14 protein-coding genes are annotated in these 15,569 nt (G+C 70.3%); 2 read left to right on the forward strand and 12 right to left on the reverse strand.

What is annotated here, in order from left to right; genetic code table 11:
* Entirely contained in the window at positions 1-564 is a 564-nt protein-coding gene (efp, locus tag JDY09_RS05605) for an elongation factor P (protein WP_274715946.1), read from the reverse strand.
* Between the two features lie 21 nt (positions 565-585).
* Positions 586-1,341 carry an MBL fold metallo-hydrolase gene (locus JDY09_RS05610; protein WP_274715947.1) on the reverse strand — a complete coding sequence of 252 codons (756 nt, stop codon included), beginning with the start codon at positions 1,339-1,341 and terminating at the stop codon, positions 586-588.
* A 305-nt stretch (positions 1,342-1,646) separates the two neighbouring features.
* Here JDY09_RS05610 and JDY09_RS05615 point away from each other — a divergent pair, with 305 nt between their 5' ends.
* A complete protein-coding gene (locus tag JDY09_RS05615) occupies positions 1,647-2,048 on the forward strand; it encodes an ATP-binding protein (protein WP_274715948.1) in 402 nt (133 codons plus the stop codon).
* A gap of 182 nt (positions 2,049-2,230) precedes the next feature.
* Complete coding sequence (locus JDY09_RS05620; protein WP_274715949.1) at positions 2,231-2,533, forward strand: hypothetical protein; 303 nt, start codon at positions 2,231-2,233, stop codon at positions 2,531-2,533.
* Positions 2,534-2,583: 50 nt separating this feature from the next.
* Here JDY09_RS05620 and JDY09_RS05625 read toward each other — a convergent pair whose 3' ends face one another.
* The 10 genes from JDY09_RS05625 to JDY09_RS05670 all read right to left on the reverse strand — a co-directional run bounded on the left by JDY09_RS05625 (position 2,584) and on the right by JDY09_RS05670 (position 15,568).
* A complete protein-coding gene (locus tag JDY09_RS05625) occupies positions 2,584-3,621 on the reverse strand; it encodes a DUF72 domain-containing protein (protein WP_274715950.1) in 1,038 nt (345 codons plus the stop codon).
* 10 nt (positions 3,622-3,631) lie between these two features.
* Positions 3,632-7,045, reverse strand: coding sequence for a DNA polymerase III subunit alpha (locus JDY09_RS05630; RefSeq protein ID WP_274715951.1), 3,414 nt, complete (start codon positions 7,043-7,045; stop codon positions 3,632-3,634).
* Entirely contained in the window at positions 7,024-7,266 is a 243-nt protein-coding gene (locus tag JDY09_RS05635) for a hypothetical protein (protein WP_274715952.1), read from the reverse strand. The genes JDY09_RS05630 and JDY09_RS05635 overlap by 22 nt, the downstream gene beginning before the upstream one ends.
* Positions 7,267-7,271: 5 nt before the next feature.
* A complete protein-coding gene (locus tag JDY09_RS05640; RefSeq protein WP_274715953.1) occupies positions 7,272-8,585 on the reverse strand; it encodes a hypothetical protein in 1,314 nt (437 codons plus the stop codon).
* Between the two features lie 71 nt (positions 8,586-8,656).
* Complete coding sequence (locus JDY09_RS05645) at positions 8,657-9,769, reverse strand: aminopeptidase P family protein (protein WP_274715954.1); 1,113 nt, start codon at positions 9,767-9,769, stop codon at positions 8,657-8,659.
* Entirely contained in the window at positions 9,766-10,221 is a 456-nt protein-coding gene (locus JDY09_RS05650; RefSeq protein ID WP_274715955.1) for a type II 3-dehydroquinate dehydratase, read from the reverse strand. The genes JDY09_RS05645 and JDY09_RS05650 overlap by 4 nt, the downstream gene beginning before the upstream one ends.
* Positions 10,218-11,816 carry a bifunctional shikimate kinase/3-dehydroquinate synthase gene (locus JDY09_RS05655; RefSeq protein ID WP_274715956.1) on the reverse strand — a complete coding sequence of 533 codons (1,599 nt, stop codon included), beginning with the start codon at positions 11,814-11,816 and terminating at the stop codon, positions 10,218-10,220. Before JDY09_RS05655 ends, JDY09_RS05650 begins: the two co-directional genes overlap by 4 nt.
* A gap of 3 nt (positions 11,817-11,819) precedes the next feature.
* Positions 11,820-12,977, reverse strand: a complete 1,158-nt coding sequence (gene aroC / locus JDY09_RS05660) for a chorismate synthase (RefSeq protein WP_428837468.1) — start codon at positions 12,975-12,977, stop codon at positions 11,820-11,822.
* A 111-nt stretch (positions 12,978-13,088) separates the two neighbouring features.
* Positions 13,089-14,558, reverse strand: coding sequence for an IPT/TIG domain-containing protein (locus tag JDY09_RS05665; protein ID WP_274715958.1), 1,470 nt, complete (start codon positions 14,556-14,558; stop codon positions 13,089-13,091).
* Positions 14,559-14,563: 5 nt separating this feature from the next.
* The gene (locus JDY09_RS05670) at positions 14,564-15,568 is read right to left on the reverse strand and encodes a hypothetical protein (protein ID WP_274715959.1); all 1,005 of its coding nucleotides are present in this window, start codon (positions 15,566-15,568) and stop codon (positions 14,564-14,566) included.
* Position 15,569 lies beyond the last annotated feature (1 nt).

The following is a 15,569-nucleotide window of genomic DNA, read 5'->3' on the forward strand; positions in this document are numbered from 1 at the left end:
CTAAGCGCGCGAGATGTAGGTGCCGGTGCGGGGGTCGACGCGCACGCGGTCGCCGACGTTGACGAACAGCGGCACCCGCACCGTGGCGCCCGACTCGAGCGTCGCGGGTTTCTCGCCCCCGCCAGACACGGTGTCGCCGCGCACGCCGGGTTCCGTCTCGGTGACGGTCAACTCGACCGCACTGGGCAGCACGACGTCCACCGGCTCGCCGTCGACCGACAGCACGTCGACCTCTTGGTTCGGCGCTATCCAGCGCAGCGCCTCGGCGACCTGCTGTTCGGGGATAGAGATCTGGTCGAACGTTTCGCTGTCCATGAAGTGCGCGTCGCTGCCATCGGCATAGAGGAACTGCATGCGCCGCGTCTCGGTATGGACCTGCCGGAAGCGCTCACCGGCACGGAAGGTGCGTTCGAGCACCGCGCCGTCGTCGAGCCGGCGCAGCTTCGTGCGCACGAACGCCCCGCCCTTCCCGGGTTTCACGTGCTGGAACTCGAGGATCCGGAACACTGTTCCGTCGACCTCGATGTGCATTCCGTTGCGGAAGTTGTTGGTGCTGACCTGCATGGCCTCCGAGGCGGTCGAAGGCTAACCACCGACGCCGCCGCTTGCGTCGTGCCAGGCGATACCTAGGGTCGTCGGGTCGAGATCGGCGGGAAGGCGCCCCTCGCCGGCGAGCTTGTCGAGATGCGAAGCGAGGTTCACTGCGGCCAGTCCGCGCAACGGTGGCGGCACGTCGAACCAGGCGCGATCGAGCAAACCCTGCTTGTCCCGCACCCCAGCATCGAGCGCAGCGAGCAGGAGCCGCTCGCGCTCGCGTCGATGGTTCAGGTACTCGTCGATCTTCGCGATCGGGTCCCAAACCGGCGGGCCATGGCCTGGGCAGAGAACTCGCGGCGCGCGTCGCCGCACCGTTTCCAGCGAGCGGATGTAGGCGGCGAGCGCGCCCGGTTCCGGGGGCACGATCACCGAGCCACGTCCTGCGACGAGGTCGCCGCACAGGCAGATGTCGCCCAAGAAGAGACAGACGTGGTCGCGCGCGTGCCCAGGAGTCCACTCGACCGTGAACGGTCCGACCTGGCGCGGGCCGTCGGCGCCCCCGGCGCCGGGCACGACCACGGCGACCCCGCCGGCAAGTTCGGCGAGCGCTTCGGCGCCCTCGCAGTGATCGGGATGTGAGTGGGTGACGACGATCCCCGCCACCGTGCCGTCCGCAGCTGCCAAAACCCGGCGCAGATGTCCCTCATCGGCGGGCCCGGGGTCGACCACCCAACCCTCGACGATGAACGTGTTCGTTCCCTCGAGCGTGAGAGGCGACGGATTAGGCGCTACGACACACCGCACCGGCGGCGGCCAAGTTGCCCCGGCGGGGCTACGCCGCTGTATCCCCCTCGCCCGTGTCACACTCGCCCCCACGATCGGCCGCGCTGCAGGAGTTCGTGCAAAATGTTGCCTTCCTCTGGCGTTACGGGTACTGATTATGTAGCGCTTCGAGAGCCCCACGCCCCCACTGCGGGTCGGCGGCTCTCCTGTAGCGGATCGGAGTTCGAGGGAGAGGCGGACCAGATCAAATGGCAAAGCAGGCGACGGCAGCGCACGCAGACACGCCCCGCGTGGCGAGTTCCTCGTCCCCCAGCCCCGTTGGTTCCATGGTCAGGGGCCGTCGTGGACGCGTCGAGGACGTTCTCTCGATCCAACTGCCAGGCGGCCCGCAGGCGGCTGCGCAGGCGCGCCGAGCGCTGTGGAGGCTGCGCGGCGATCTCGACCCGCCCCTGCTCGAAACGGCCCGGCTGCTCGTGACGGAGCTGATCGCGAACGCGGTCAAACACGCCCGTTCGGCGACGATCGAGATGAAGGCCGCGGTCGGGCGGCGCAAAGTGCTGATCGAGATCGCCGACGACGGTCCCGGCTTCGAGCACGTGCCGGCGGGCGCCGACGACGACCGTGCGTCGGGTTGGGGCCTTTTCTTGGTCGACCGTCTCGCCGATCGCTGGGGTGTCACGCGCGAAGGCGGTCGCACCCGCGTTTGGTTCGAGCTGAAGCGCGCCTAGCGCGAGCGCTTGGAAGCGGCGCGGCAGGCGCGCTCGACAACCGACCGGCGCGAAGCGAGTTCGGCCCGTTGTCGAAGCACGGCCAGGCTCTTTTTTGTGCGCCGTACAAGCGCCCGGGCGGCTGCGCACGCGATCCTCGGGTCCGACGCTAGGGACAGCGACCAGGAGCGAGGTTCAGGGCAATGGCAGGGCACAGGTTGTTCACGTTTCTGCTGACGGGGTCGCGGCGCGCAGGAGCCGGCCCGGCGCGGGCTGCCGAAGCGGCGCTCGCGGGTAGCGATGCTGGGCCGGGCCGGGATGCCGGCTTCGGGCGGCGTCCTTCGCCCGTGCCGGATGCCGAGGCCCGGCAGGAAGCCGGGCGGGTGCGGACCGCCACGACCGGGTCGCGTGGACGCCAGAGCGGTCTGCGCGCGCGTCGCGTGCGCCTCGTCGAACTCGGCGGCGGGGAAGGTGGCGCGCGGCGTTTCGCGCTCGTGCGCGCATAGAGGCGCCGCGCTAGGCAGGATCCGACGGCGCTCGGCGCGCTCCGCGACCGTTAGCGCGCTCCGGCAGTGGGATCGTCGACTCTTTCCTGCCACAGTCGCGGCGGCTCGTCGCTCGGAAGGCGGGAGACCGGGCGCGCAGCGGTTGGGGTAGCGCCGCTCGTTGACGCGCCGGCGGCAGGTGGAGCGCTTTCGATCTGCCCGAGCAGAGCACGCAACCGCGCCGCAGCCGTCGGCGCGTCGTCACCGCGGTTGTTGTTGAACATCACGTGCACCGCGCGCGCCTCTCGCGCCAGGCGGCGGGCGCGGGCGGCGATCTCGGCGAGCTCGTCGTCGCTGTAGCGCCAACCGAAACGCTCGGCGACCGTGCGGCCGCGCAGATAGCCGTCGGTGTTGCGGCCGTGCAAGCGCATGTAGGCGAGGTCTGCGCAAGTGACGGCGTCGAGCGGCGGCATGATCGTGACGTGGTCGCCCGGCGGTGCGTCGACGCAGACGAACGTCGCTCTGCGCTCGCGGAACCAGGCGAGCGTGTCGCCCAAGCGTTCTTCCCCGACCCATTTGCGATTGCGCAGCTCGATCGCGACGTGGTGCGGGGCGAGGGCGTACAGCAAGCGGTCGAGCTCGTCGAGCGCGAAACGGTCGGGATCGAACGCCGGCGTCAGCTGGACCAGGATCGCGCCGAGCTTGCCTTGCTCGGCCAGGGGCCGGACCACGTCGGCAAGGCGTTCGGCGAGACGCGCCTCGAGTTCCGGCGTCAAGAGCACACGGCCGCGGGCGTTGGTTTTCGCGATGCCGCGAAGGTCGCGCGGCAGCGAGGCGGGCGGCGCTGCGTGGCGCGACAACACGCGGTGCGCCTTGACGTCGAAGACGAACCCGGGCGGCGTTTCCTCGGCCCAGCGGCGGACGACGGCGCGGCTCGGGAGCGCGTAGAAGGTCGAGTTGACCTCGACGGCGGCGAAGCGCTCGGCGTACCAGCGCAAGCGGTCGCGCGCTGGCAGATCGGGCGGGTACCACTCGGCGACGAAGCCTGGGTCGGCCCAGCTAGAGGTGCCGACGAGGATCGTTCCCTGCGGCGAGGTGTCGGTTGCCACGCCCCCGACGCTAGCGCCAGCTGGCGCGGGCGGCGTGGCGGCTGGCGGCGGCGGGGACGGTGTCGGCACGCGGCGGTGCGCCCGACCAGGCGCGCGCTGGTTCCAACAGGCGGGCGCGGCGAACCGTGGGCGGTTCGAACGCGAGCCGCTCGAGGTGTTCGCACACCACATGGGTCGTTCCGCTGCGCCGCTCTACCCGACCGACGGCGAGCAGCAGCGGCTCGCAGCGCACCACCAACCGCTGCCGCTCGTAGAGCGGGGGTGGAACGACAAGGTTGATCGCCCCGTGCTCGTCTTCCAACAGCAAGAAGGTGACCCCGCGCGCCGTCACCGGACGCTGGCGCACGATCACGAGTCCGGCGCAGCGCACGCGCTCGCCCTCGGGAGCGCTGTCGAGATCGGCACTGGAAAGCACGTCGCTGGGCAGACTCGGCCTGATCAGTGCCAGGGGGTGCTCGCCGAGCGAGAATCCCAGCGTGCGATAGTCGGCGACCATCCGCTGCCACTCGTCGAGCGGCGGCAGCGAAGGCGCGTCTGGCCACTCCAAGGGAAGCCGCCTGCCGCTCTTTCGCCCAGCGACCACGCCCGCTTCCCACATAGCCCGCCGCCGGCGTTCGTTCGCCGGCAAGTCGCCGAACAAAGCGTCGCACGCGCCGGCTGCGGCTAGGCGTTCGAGCGTCTGCGCCGAGCAGCCCGTGCGCGCGGCAAGATCGGCAAGCGAGCGGTAAGGGCCGTTGCGGTCGCGTTCGGCCACCACTTGTTCGAGCTCCGCGAGCGCCACGCCGCCCACGTAGCCGAGACCGATCCGCACGGCGAGCACCTCCCCACTCTCGCCAGCAAGGTCCTCGCTCGCGCCGATCCGCTCGACGCGACACTCGAGACTGCTGCGAACAACGCATGGCGGTTCGACTCTCACCCCCCGCCGGCGTGCCTCGCGCACGAGCGAGTCCGGCGGGTAGAACCCCATCGGTTGCTCGTTGAGTAGTGCACAAAGAAACTCCGGTGCGTAGTGCTCGCGCAGCCATGCCGACTGGTAGGCGAGCAGCGCGAAGGCCGCCGCGTGCGCTTTCGGGAAGCCGTAGCCCGAGAAACCGACGATCTGTTGCCAAACCCGCTCGGCGAGCTGACGACCGGCACCGCGTCGACAAGCACCGGCGATGAAGCGGCGGCGGTAGACCGCCAGCTCGTCGTGCACGCGGCGCCGGCTCATCGCTCGCCGCAGCCCCTCGGCCTCGGCGTGGGTGAAGCCAGCCAGCAAACGCGCCACCTCGAGCACCTGGTCTTGAAAGACGATCGCCCCCAGCGTGTCGGCGAGAGCGCGCTCGAGTGCAGGGTGCTCGTAAACAGGCCGGTAGGAGCGATCGCTACGCAGCCGCTCGCGACGCTCGAGGTAGGGATGGACGGCGCCACCTTGGATAGGCCCCGGACGCACGAGCGCCACCTGCACCGTCAGGTCGGCTAGCGACTCGGGTTGTGTGCGCTTGAGCATCTGCATCTGCGCGCGGCTCTCGATCTGGAACACGCCGAGGGTCTCGGCACGTTGGATCGAGCGCCAGGTGGCGGGATCGTCGTAGGGAATGCGCGAGAGGTCGATGCGCTCGCCGCGCGCTCGCTCGATCTCGACGACGCAGCGTTCGACCGCCGACAGCATCCCCAGCCCGAGCAGGTCGATCTTCAGAAAACCGGCGTCGGCACAAGAGTCCTTGTCCCACTGGAGCATCCAGCGCCCTTGCATCGACGCCGGTTGCAGAGCGCAGAAGTCGGTCAAGGGACGGGTAGAGACGATCATGCCGCCCGGGTGTTGGGTCACGTGGCGGGGCAGGCCGTGAGCCTCGGCGACGAGCTCCACGAGCGCCCGCCAGCGTGGTTCGCGAGCGCGCTCCCCCACCAGCTCGGCAACGTCGGAAGCGATCTCGTTGCCCTCTCGCCAAGGTTCGAGAGAGCGCGCCAACCGCTCGATCTCGGCGCGCGGCAGGCCGAGCGCGAGCCCCATGTCGCGCACCGCCGAGCGCACCTGGTAGGTGGCGAAGGAGCAGACCAGCGCCGAGCGGTCGGGGCCGTAGCGGTCGTGGACACGCTCGATCAGCCGGTCGCGGATGTCGCGGGGAAAGTCGAGGTCGATGTCGGGCAGACGCGTCAGCCGCTCGTTCAGGAAGCGACCGAGCACGAGACCGTTGGCGATCGGATCGATGTGCGACAGACCGGTCAGGTAACAGACGATCGAAGAAACGCTCGATCCGCGACCGCGCCCCGGAGCGAGCAGCGCCCGGGCACTCTCGTCGCCGCGCACCTCGCGCGCCACCTCGCGAGCGAGCTCGAGCAACTCGTTGTGCAAGAGAAAGAACCCGCACAGGCCGAGCTTGGCGATAACCGCGAGCTCTTCCTCCAACCGTCGCTCGGCAGCGCGACGGTGACGGTGGCCGGTCGGATAGCGGCGCTCCAGCTCGCAGCGACAGAGCTCGGCGAGGCGGCGCCCGGCTGTGGGATCTTCGCTACCGGGGTAGGTGTAACCGAGGTTCTGGGCGGGATCGAACTCGATCCGCTCGACAAGTTCGAGCGTCGCAGCCAGAGCGCGGGGATGGTCGGCGAAGCGCTCGGCGAGATCCTCCAATGTGGCCAGCACGTGAGCGTGGTTGCCGCGCCTCTCGGGTTCGCAGTCGTCGAGCGAGCGCCGCAGTCGCGCTGCCACCAGCGCATCCTGAAGACGCGCTCGCCGCGCGATGTGAGCGTGAACGTTGCCGGTAGCGACCACGCCCACGCCGAGATCGTCCGCCAACGCGGCGAGCAGGCGGTTGCGCTGGCGGTCACGACGCCAGAGCGGTCGTTGCAACTCGACCAGGAAACGCTCGCGGCCGAACGCCCGCAGCAACCGGACAGCGACGGCGCGCGCCGCCGCCAGATCACCCCGCTCGACGCGTGCCGCCAGCGCTCCCGACCGAGCGCAGCCGCTCAGGCAGATCAAACCCTCCGCATGACGTTCGAGCTCTTCGAGCGTTACCGCCGGGCTGTCGGAGAGAGGGTCGAGCGGTGGACGTGCGCGGCCGAGACGGGAACGCCACCGCCGCTCGCCCCCGCTCGCCCAGCGGCGCGTGCGCCGGTGAGCGAGCGTCACGAGCCGACAGAGGTTCGACCAGCCGCGACGGTTCTGGCAGAGCAGCGTCAGATGGTGGCCGTCGGCGAGCGTGAGCTCGGCCCCCGCTACCGGCCGAAGACCGACACCGCGCAGCGCGATCGCACCCTCGAGAACTCCGTAGACACCGTCGTGGTCGCAAACTGCCAGCGCTTCGTAGCCGAGCTCGGCAGCCCTTGCCGCTAGCTCGCCGGGCAGCGAGGCACCGTCGCGAAAGGAGTACGCGCTGTGGCAGTGCAGCTCCGCATAGGCGGGCCGGCGCTGGCGTGCGTTCATGCCCGTTGCGCGAACCAACGCCCCTCCTCCTCGAAACAAACGACATTGCGCCCGCCGGCGAGCACGAGCTCGAAGTAGCGCCGCCGCAGCGGACGCGCAGTCCACCAGCGGTCTTCGACGAGCCACTCTTCGCGTACCGCAACGACCGCAGCGCCCGCGATCGCGCGCGGCCTGCCGTCAGCACCCACGCGGACGGGGCCGAGCGGTTTCGGTTGTGCTAGACGCCGGATTCTCGCCATCGCCGTCACCGCTCGGCGAAGGGAACGAGCAGCGCACGCCGTTCGGGAACGCGCGCCTCGGGATCGACCTCGAGCACGCGCAAGAGCGCGTCGGCCCCGAGCGCGCTGTGCACTTGCCGCACCGCTTCACGCAGCCGTTCGCGACGGCGTTGCGAGGGCGTATCGAGCCCGGCGAGGGGCAGCTGTTCGACGGCAGGGGGACCGAACTCTTCAACGACCAGTCGGAGCTGGGTGGCCGGTGCGGGAAGATCGCTCAGGCGGCGCGCGACTATCGAAGCGAGAAGAGCAGGGTCGGCGGTGGGACGACGCGGGACGATCCGTACCCGCCAGCTGCCTCCCTGCTCGAGCACAGCGGTCAGCACCACCACACGCACGCTGCGACCGAGCCGCTCGCGGCGTGCCAGCAAGCGTTCGACGAGCACTGTTGCTGCCCGCTCCAGCTGCAGCCCACACCCTGGATCGGGAAGATCGATCGCGACACTCAACTGCCGACGCGGTCGGCGGGGGCAGAGCGGTGTGTCGCGACCGAGGGCGAGCTCGTGGGCGAGCATCCCCTCGGGGCCGAACCGTTCGGCCACTGCCGCACGGGGCAGCGCGGCGAGCTCGCCGAGCGTCGCCACACCGAGCTCGCCTAGCACCGTCGCCAAAGTCGCGAGCTCCGGTCGCAACGCGAGCGTGCGCACAGGCTGACGAGCGAGAAAAGCCGCGGCCTCCGCACGCTGCACGACAAGCGACGCCGGCAGCGGCGACCTGTCGGGATCGTTCAACAAGGAGCGGGCGCCGAGCATCTCCTCGACGATCCGCAACCGCTGGCCGAGGTCGCGGCGAGCCGGAGCCACGAGCGCCGCGACGTGCGCGCAGAAACGCGCCGGTGCGACCCCCAGCCGGACCGCACCGAGCGCCGCGCGCGCCCTCGTGAGCAACCCCGCCAGCTGGCCGCCGTGCAGCGCGATCAGCCCGTCGGCGAGAAAGAACGCGAGTCCTGGCTGGTCGGACTCCGGCTCGGCACCGAGCTGCTCGAGGGCGTCGAGCTGCTGCTCCCAGCGCGCCGCGACGAGCTCGGGATCGGGATCGACAAGGCGCAGATCGGGGCAGCGTGCAAGCGCCTCCGAAAGCTTCGTTCCCGGGGTCACGCCGCGTGCGCGAGCGGGAGGCGAGACCTCCCCCACCCCTTCACGGCCGGGATCGGTAGGCGCTACTGCCAGCGGCTCGGCGAGCAGCCGCTGGCGACCGCCGGCCAGAACGGCGAGCTCGAAATCGGAGACGAACGCGCAGACGACCGTCTTGTCGCCCACGTTGCTGCGGCCAGCCCCCTCCATGGCGAACATATGTTCGCCATGCGGTCGGACGGAAAGCTGCGCCCGCCCCCGCGCGCCGAGCGCTGGAGGAACTAGTCGATCTCGGTGAGCTCCTTGTCGATACCGCTGAGGACCCTCGGCGAGTCGCCCTCGACCACCACCAGATCCTCGATGCGCACACCGAAACGCCCCGGCAGGTAAACACCAGGTTCGATCGTCACCACCTCCCCGCCCTCGAGCTCGCCCTCTCCCGCTCGCGAGAGACGGGGTTCTTCGTGCACCTCGAGACCGACCCCGTGCCCGAGCCCGTGCCCGAAACTATCGCCGTAACCCGCCTCCTCGATCACCGTCCGCGCTATACGGTCGAGCTCGGCACAGCCCTTGCCGGCACGGACCTCGGCGAGCGCCGCACGCTGCGCCTCGAGCACGAGCTCGTAGACGCTGCGCTCGTCGCTACCGATCGCTCCGACCGCGAACGTGCGCGTGCAGTCCGAGCAGTAGCCGTCGAGCTTCGCTCCCCAATCGAAGAGCAGCAACCCCCTTCCCTCGACGCGCGCGTCCCGGCGCGGCTGGGCGTGGGGCAGCGCCGCGTGGGCGGCGAACGCGACGATCGGTGGGAACGCCAACCCCTCAGCACCGAGCTCGCGCATCGCCCGCTCGAGCTCCCACGCCAGCTCGCTCTCGCTGCGCCCGCCGACCCCTTGCTCGAGCACGCGCCGTAGCGCCGTGTCAGCGAGCTCGGCGGCGGCCGCGATCGCCACCACCTCGCCTTCGTCCTTGCGCTTGCGAAGCGCCGCCACGAGACCCGTGACCGGCACCAGCTCGACCCCCTCGCCGACCGCTTCGCACAACCGGCGGTGCGAGCGCACCGTCACCTGAGCCTCGTCGAAGGCGACTCGTCCCGACACGAAGCGCGCCAGCGCGCGCGCCATGTCCTGACTCTCTTCGACGACCTCGAAGCCGCCACGCACTTCGGCGCGCGCCTGCTCGGTGTAGCGGAAATCGGTGACGAGCACGCGGCGTTCGGGGCCGACGACAAGCGTCCCGTTGCTGCCCGAGAAGTTCGACAGGTAGCGAACGTCGGCGCGGTCCGTGACGAGCAGCGCGTCGAGCTGCTTGTCGCGCAGCGCCGCTATTAGCCGCTCGACACGGCGTGCGAAGCGCTCGTTCGCGTCCACCGTGGTCGCGCCCACCGCCGTGCTCACCGCCCGAGCCTGAGCTCGCGGGCGATGATCTCGAGCGCCTCGCGGTAGCCCTCGACACCCTTGCCCTGGACGGTGGCGATACAGAGATCGCGGATCACGGACCGCCGCCGCCACTCCTCGCGCTCGTCGATCGCCGAGAGGTGCACCTCGACCGCCGGTATCCCTGCGACCTCGAGCGCGTCACGGATCGCGTACGAGTAGTGCGTCCAAGCGCCGGGGTTGAGGATCAGCGCGTCCGCGTTGTCGGCCACGCGGTGGAGCTGTTCGCAGAACTCGCCCTCGTGGTTGGTCTGGGAGAAAATCGTCTCGAACCCCAGGTCGCGTGCGTAGAGCTTGATGCGCACCTCGAGGTCGGTCAGCGTCATACCGCCGTAGTGCTCGGGCGATCGACGCTCGAGGACGTCGAAGTTGACACCGTGCATAACCGCGACTCGCGCACGCGATGGCGTCACGGCCGGTACACCTCCTTGATCGCAGCGAGCATCTCGTCGTCGGACAGCTCGTGCCCGGGCGTGACACGCCCGGGCTCCTCGACGAGCACGAACGGCACTCGCCCTTGCCGCCGTTTCTTGTCGCGTCGAACTAGCTCGAGCACCTGCTCGGGAGCGGCGCCGCTGTAGGTGGTCGGCAGGCCCCGTGCCGCCAAGAGGTCGGCGACCTCGCGCCGCAGGTGATCGCGTCCCGACAGACGCAGCGCGCACAAAAGGCCCACCGCCACCGCCTCGCCGTGACGGTAGCGGCGATACCCGGTCGCGGCCTCGATCGCGTGACCGACCGTGTGCCCCAGGTTCAAAACCTGTCGGCGGCCGGCGTCGCGCTCGTCGGCGGCTACGACCGCGAGCTTGGTGCGCAGGCAGCCGAGGATCACCTCGTCGTCGCTCGGATCGGCGCCGCTGCGCACGCGCGCCCACAGCCGCCCGCCGGCGATCAAAGCTGTTTTCACGACCTCGGCGTAACCGGCCGCGAGCTCTGGTGCAGGTAGCGTCGCGAGCAGATCGGGATCGCAGATCACGGCGGCTGGCAGGTGATAGGCACCGACGTAGTTCTTCCCTTCGGGGAGATCGACACCTGTCTTTCCGCCGTAAGCCGAGTCGACCTGGGCGACGAGCGTGGAGGGGATCCCAACCCAGCGCGTCCCGCGCTGGTACACGGCGGCGCAGAAACCGGCGAGGTCGCCGACCACTCCCCCACCGAAAGCGACGACGATGTCGCCACGCTCGCACCCGGTGCGAGCGAGCTCGCGCAGCACCTGCTCGGCCTGCGCCAGCGTTTTCGACTCTTCCCCGCCGCTCACGGCGACCGTGGCAGCGGCGGCGGGCGGCCGGTGGTGTTCCACTAGGGCGGTGTCGGCGACCAGGAAACGGCGTCCGTCGACGGGGTAGAAGAAGCCGCTTGCGACCAGTCCGCGCGCGAAGAACACGGGGTGGTACCCGGACGCCGCCTCGGCCCAGACCATGCGCGTGCCGCGCGGCGCCGCCGCCAACTTCTCGAGCGCGGTGAGCGCACGGCGCAGCGATTCCCGGCGGCAGTAGGCGGGAAAGATCGCGTCGGCGACGCTCTCGTAGAGGGGACGGCGCTCGCGCTCGAGTTGTTCGAAACGGTGGCGGTCGCGCGCCAGCGGCCGTGTGCCTCCCGAGGCCCGCCGCCACGCCTCGGCGGGGTCGACCTCGATGTAGACGACGGTGTGCCGGGCAAGCTCTTCGCGCACCCGCTCCGAGGTAACGGCCCCGCCGCCGAGCGCGATCACGCGCGCTGCGGGATCGGCAAGCGTGCGCAGCACGACGCGCTCCTCGACGGCGCGGAACGCCGCCTCGCCTTCGCGGTCGAAGAAGCTCGCGATCGACTCGCCGAGCTCTCGTTCGATCTCGCGGTCGGTGTCGACCCAGCGTTCGCCGAGCGCGGCGGCGACAGTGCGTGCGGCCGTCGTCTTGCCGGCACCCATGAAACCGACGAAGACGAAGGCGGAACGCTCTGCGGGTCTTGGCTGCGCGGAGCGCGCAGCGGTCGGCGCCACGGCGTGCGCGGGCCGCTCACCCCTAGCGACCACCGCTCAGCGCCTCCAGTCGATCCGCGTACGGTAGTGATAGAGCGCGGCTTTGACGTCGTCGACGTGGTCGCCGCCGAACTTCTCGAGGTAGGCACCGGCGAGGACGATCGCGAGCATCGCCTCGGCAACCACCGCCGCCGCGGGAACGGTGCACGAGTCGGTGCGTTCGCGCAGCGCTTGCGCCGGCTCTTTCGTCGCAACGTCGACCGAGCGCAGCGGTTTCGTGAGCGTCGGCAGCGGTTTCATCGCACCGCGCACGACGAGCGGCTCGCCGTTCGTCATGCCGCCTTCGAGTCCGCCCGCGCGGTTCGTCGGGCGCCAGTAGCCGCGCTCCTCGGACCAGAAGATCTCGTCGTGCGCCTGCGAGCCGACACGCCCGGCGACGTCGAAGGCGTCGCCGATCGCGACGCCCTTCATCGCCTGGATCGACATGATCGCCTGGGCGATCCGTCCGTCGAGCCGGCGGTCCCAGGAGACGTGCGAGCCGAGACCTGGAACGAGCCCGAAGGCGCGCACCTCGAAGACGCCGCCCAGCGACTCGTTCGCTTTGCGCGCGCGGTCGATCTCGGCGACCATCGCGGCGCTGGCGTCGGCGTCGAGGCAGCGCACTGGCGACTCGTCGACAGCATCGAAATCGGCGACCGCTAGGTCGTCTCGCTCCGGCGCCCGCACGGTGCCGATCTGCACCACGTGGCTGCGGATCTCGACACCGAGTTCGCGCAACAACACCTTGCACACAGCGCCGACGGCGACGCGGGCGGTGGTTTCGCGTGCGCTCGCGCGCTCGAGCACGTTGCGAACGTCGCTGTGACCGTACTTGAGCAGTCCTGGGAGGTCGGCGTGGCCGGGGCGCGGCAGGTGGACCTCTTCGATCTCCGCCTCGACCGGCCAAGGGTTCATGCGCTCTTCCCAATTGCGGTAGTCGAGGTTGTCGACGTGCAGGGCGAGCGGGCTGCCGAGCGTGCGGCCGTGGCGCAAACCAGCGCTCACGCGCACACGATCGCGCTCGATCTTCATCCGCCCCCCGCGCCCGTGCCCGAGCTGGCGGCGAGCCAGATCGCGATCTATCTCCTCGCGCGGCAACGCGAGGCCGGCGGGGATCCCCTCGAGGATCGCCGTCAGCCCGGGGCCGTGGGATTCACCAGCGGTGACGAAGCGGATCGTCATTGCGGGGAACCCTACCCCGGCTCGCGCGCCACAGGACTCCGAGAAAGGGGGGCGGGCCGGCAACCCGGACGGGCACCGGCCCGCTGGTCAAGGTGTGCTCGCCTCCTACTGGAGCGAGTACCAGTTGGGCGAGCCGTCGAACGGCGCCCACGGACTGTCGAATGGGACGAAGCGGTTGCAGGTCCGCGCTCCCGTCGACGGCAGGCAGGGGTTGAAGGGATTCACGCGACCGTAAGTGCTCGCGTGGTGCGTCGCTGGCGGGGCCGGCAAGCCCGACGCCGGCTTGCAGTCCGTGCCAGCGTCGCGATCGTCGAGCCCCGAGGCAGCGATCCGGCTTAGCTCCTGGATGTTCGGGATGTCGTCGCGGTCCTGGTCGTCGGCGCCGTCGCGCACACCGTCACCGTCACTGTCGGGGTTGAGGAAGTCAGTGCCCTGGTAGGCGAGGTAGTAGGACTTCTCCTGGGAGTAGCAGCCCTCCCAGTACCCCGGCTGCATCCGACCGCGAGCCTCGTCGTAGTTGGTGAGGCCGTCGGCGTCCTCGTCGCGCTCGGCGTCCGACAACCAGCCGTTCCCGTCGAGGTCGTAGAGCCGCAGTTCCGACGGCTCTTCGGTGCCGTTGTGGTTGACGTCGACGAGCCCGAAGGTGCCGTAGCCGGGGATAGCGACGTTCCGGTACCCGGCCGACGAGGCCCAGGACAGGAACTCCGACCACTTCAAGTAGCCGGCCGCCGCTAGCCCGGGCGTGCGCGGGTCGCGCGACGACAAGATCGAGTACTGCTCGCCGTCCGAGTAGGTGAGCGGGAACAGCGTCCGCGCGGCACCGTGCGCGACCGTGTAGTTCCAGGCGCGGTACTCCTCGGCCTGGGTGAGGCCATCGCCGTCGTAGTCGGTCGCTGCGTCGCTCGGGTCGAGCGGGTTCGGGTACGGGCGCTTGCCGGGATACGGCAGCGACGCGTTCGGCGACTGGTAGTCGTCGTTGTTGAGGTCGACCGCCGACTTGTACTCGTACCCGTCGCTGATGCCGTCGCGGTCGGTGTCGGCGACGCAGGGGTCGGTCTTGAGCTGCGCCTCGAGAGCGGCATCGAGCAGGTCGCCGTCGACGTCGCCCGAGCACACGGGCTGGGTGGTACCACCGCCGCTGCCGCCGCTGCCACCGCTGCCACCGCCCGCGCTAGCGAGTGGCGTGACGACTGGCGAGAGGCGTCGCGGCGTCCACTTCGAGAACTTGCGGCCCACTGCGACGCGCAAGGACAGGCGCGTTGCGCGCGGCTGGCCGCCGCTGACCTTGAGGATCTTCGCGACCGTGCGAGTCAACGTCACCACCAGCTTGCGCGAGCTGGCGCGCTTCGGCTTGACGAACGCGCTGCGTCCGCTCGCGCCGCGGAAGATCACCGTGTTGCGGCTCGCGCGGCTGCTGAAGTTGCGCCCCTTGATCGTGATCGTCGCACCGACCTTGGCGCGCATTGGCGAGACGCTCGTGACGACCGGCGTTGCACTCGCCGCCAGCGCCGGTGCGCCGAGCGCGGTGGCGCCGGCAAAGGCCACGAGAACGCCGAGAGCGATCCGTGCTCGCATTGGCATCACTCTCCTCGGTTGGCCGCGCGCTCGGCGCGGGTTTCGCTGGTTACGACCGTGACAAGATCGGTGAGGACGGGAAGCTCGAAACGGCGGAACATCTCGCCCGCACCCGCCTCCTCGCTTTCCGCATCGGCGCCGGCGCGCGCCGAGCGAGCGGTGGTCGACTGCTCGTCAGCTCGAGCGGACTTGGCGGACTTCGGCTCGATCTTCACGCGCCTGATCTGGTCGATCCGCAACAGGTACTCGTTGCCCTGGTCGTCGCGCAGCCGGTGCTCGTTACCAGGGCCGATGGTGAGGATCGCGCAGTCGTCCTTGGCCGGCTTGCAGCTGCCCTCGCCGGACGTCTTCTTGAGGCTCGCGTCGACCAGGAAGACAGCGTTGTCGCCGGCCCCTTCGACGCCCAGCAAGATCAGCTGCGGGCGGCTCTCGCTCGGCAGCATCGCGAGCTTGTCGAGACCGCGGTAGCGCCGTGTGTTGTCGACCTTACCGAAGGTGAGGTCGACGACGTAGCGGTAGCTCGCGGTGGTGCGCTGCACCTTGGTGGTGCCGCTGCCCCCGCCGCTCGCACCGCCACCGCTGCTCGCACCGGTGCCGCCGCTTGCACCCGTGCCGCCGCTGTCGCCAGCTCCGCCGGCGCTAGAACCGCCCGACGAGCTGCCGCCGAGGGTCGGCAGCGAGCCGCTGCCGCTGGCGCTGCTGCCGCTGTTGGTCTGGAAGTCGACGCCGCGCGGTGGCCGGAAAGGATCCCGTGCCCGGAAGGTGTCGAGCCGCGATCCGCGCGCGTCGTTCTCGGCCGGCTCGAGCGCGAGCTTCGCGAGCTCGCTCTGCGTGGGCGGCTGGACAGGCGCGACGCTCGTCGCCGTGCCCCCACCCCCGCCGCTGCCGAGCAGCAACACCGGCAGGGCGACGAGGAGCACCACCAACCCGAGCGCGACCGGAAGCAGCCGACGCTCGCGCAGCTCGTACCAGATATCGGTTAGTTGCTCCTTGATCGCTTCGCTCTTCATC

Origin of the sequence: Thermoleophilum album, from assembly GCF_028867705.1 — a bacterium.
Classification (GTDB): Bacteria; Actinomycetota; Thermoleophilia; order Solirubrobacterales; family Thermoleophilaceae; genus Thermoleophilum.

Excerpts from the sequence above, each read along its gene's own strand:
- JDY09_RS05615 (WP_274715948.1), top strand. The coding sequence starts at position 1,647 with ATGGTCAGGGGCCGTCGTGGACGCGTCGAGGACGTTCTCTCGATCCAA.
- JDY09_RS05620 (WP_274715949.1), top strand. The coding sequence starts at position 2,231 with ATGGCAGGGCACAGGTTGTTCACGTTTCTGCTGACGGGGTCGCGGCGC.
- JDY09_RS05665 (WP_274715958.1), bottom strand. The coding sequence starts at position 14,558 with ATGCGAGCACGGATCGCTCTCGGCGTTCTCGTGGCCTTTGCCGGCGCC.
- JDY09_RS05670 (WP_274715959.1), bottom strand. The coding sequence starts at position 15,568 with ATGAAGAGCGAAGCGATCAAGGAGCAACTAACCGATATCTGGTACGAG.
- JDY09_RS05635 (WP_274715952.1), bottom strand. The coding sequence starts at position 7,266 with ATGGCGAGAATCCGGCGTCTAGCACAACCGAAACCGCTCGGCCCCGTC.
- JDY09_RS05640 (WP_274715953.1), bottom strand. The coding sequence starts at position 8,585 with ATGGAGGGGGCTGGCCGCAGCAACGTGGGCGACAAGACGGTCGTCTGC.
- efp (WP_274715946.1), bottom strand. The coding sequence starts at position 564 with ATGCAGGTCAGCACCAACAACTTCCGCAACGGAATGCACATCGAGGTC.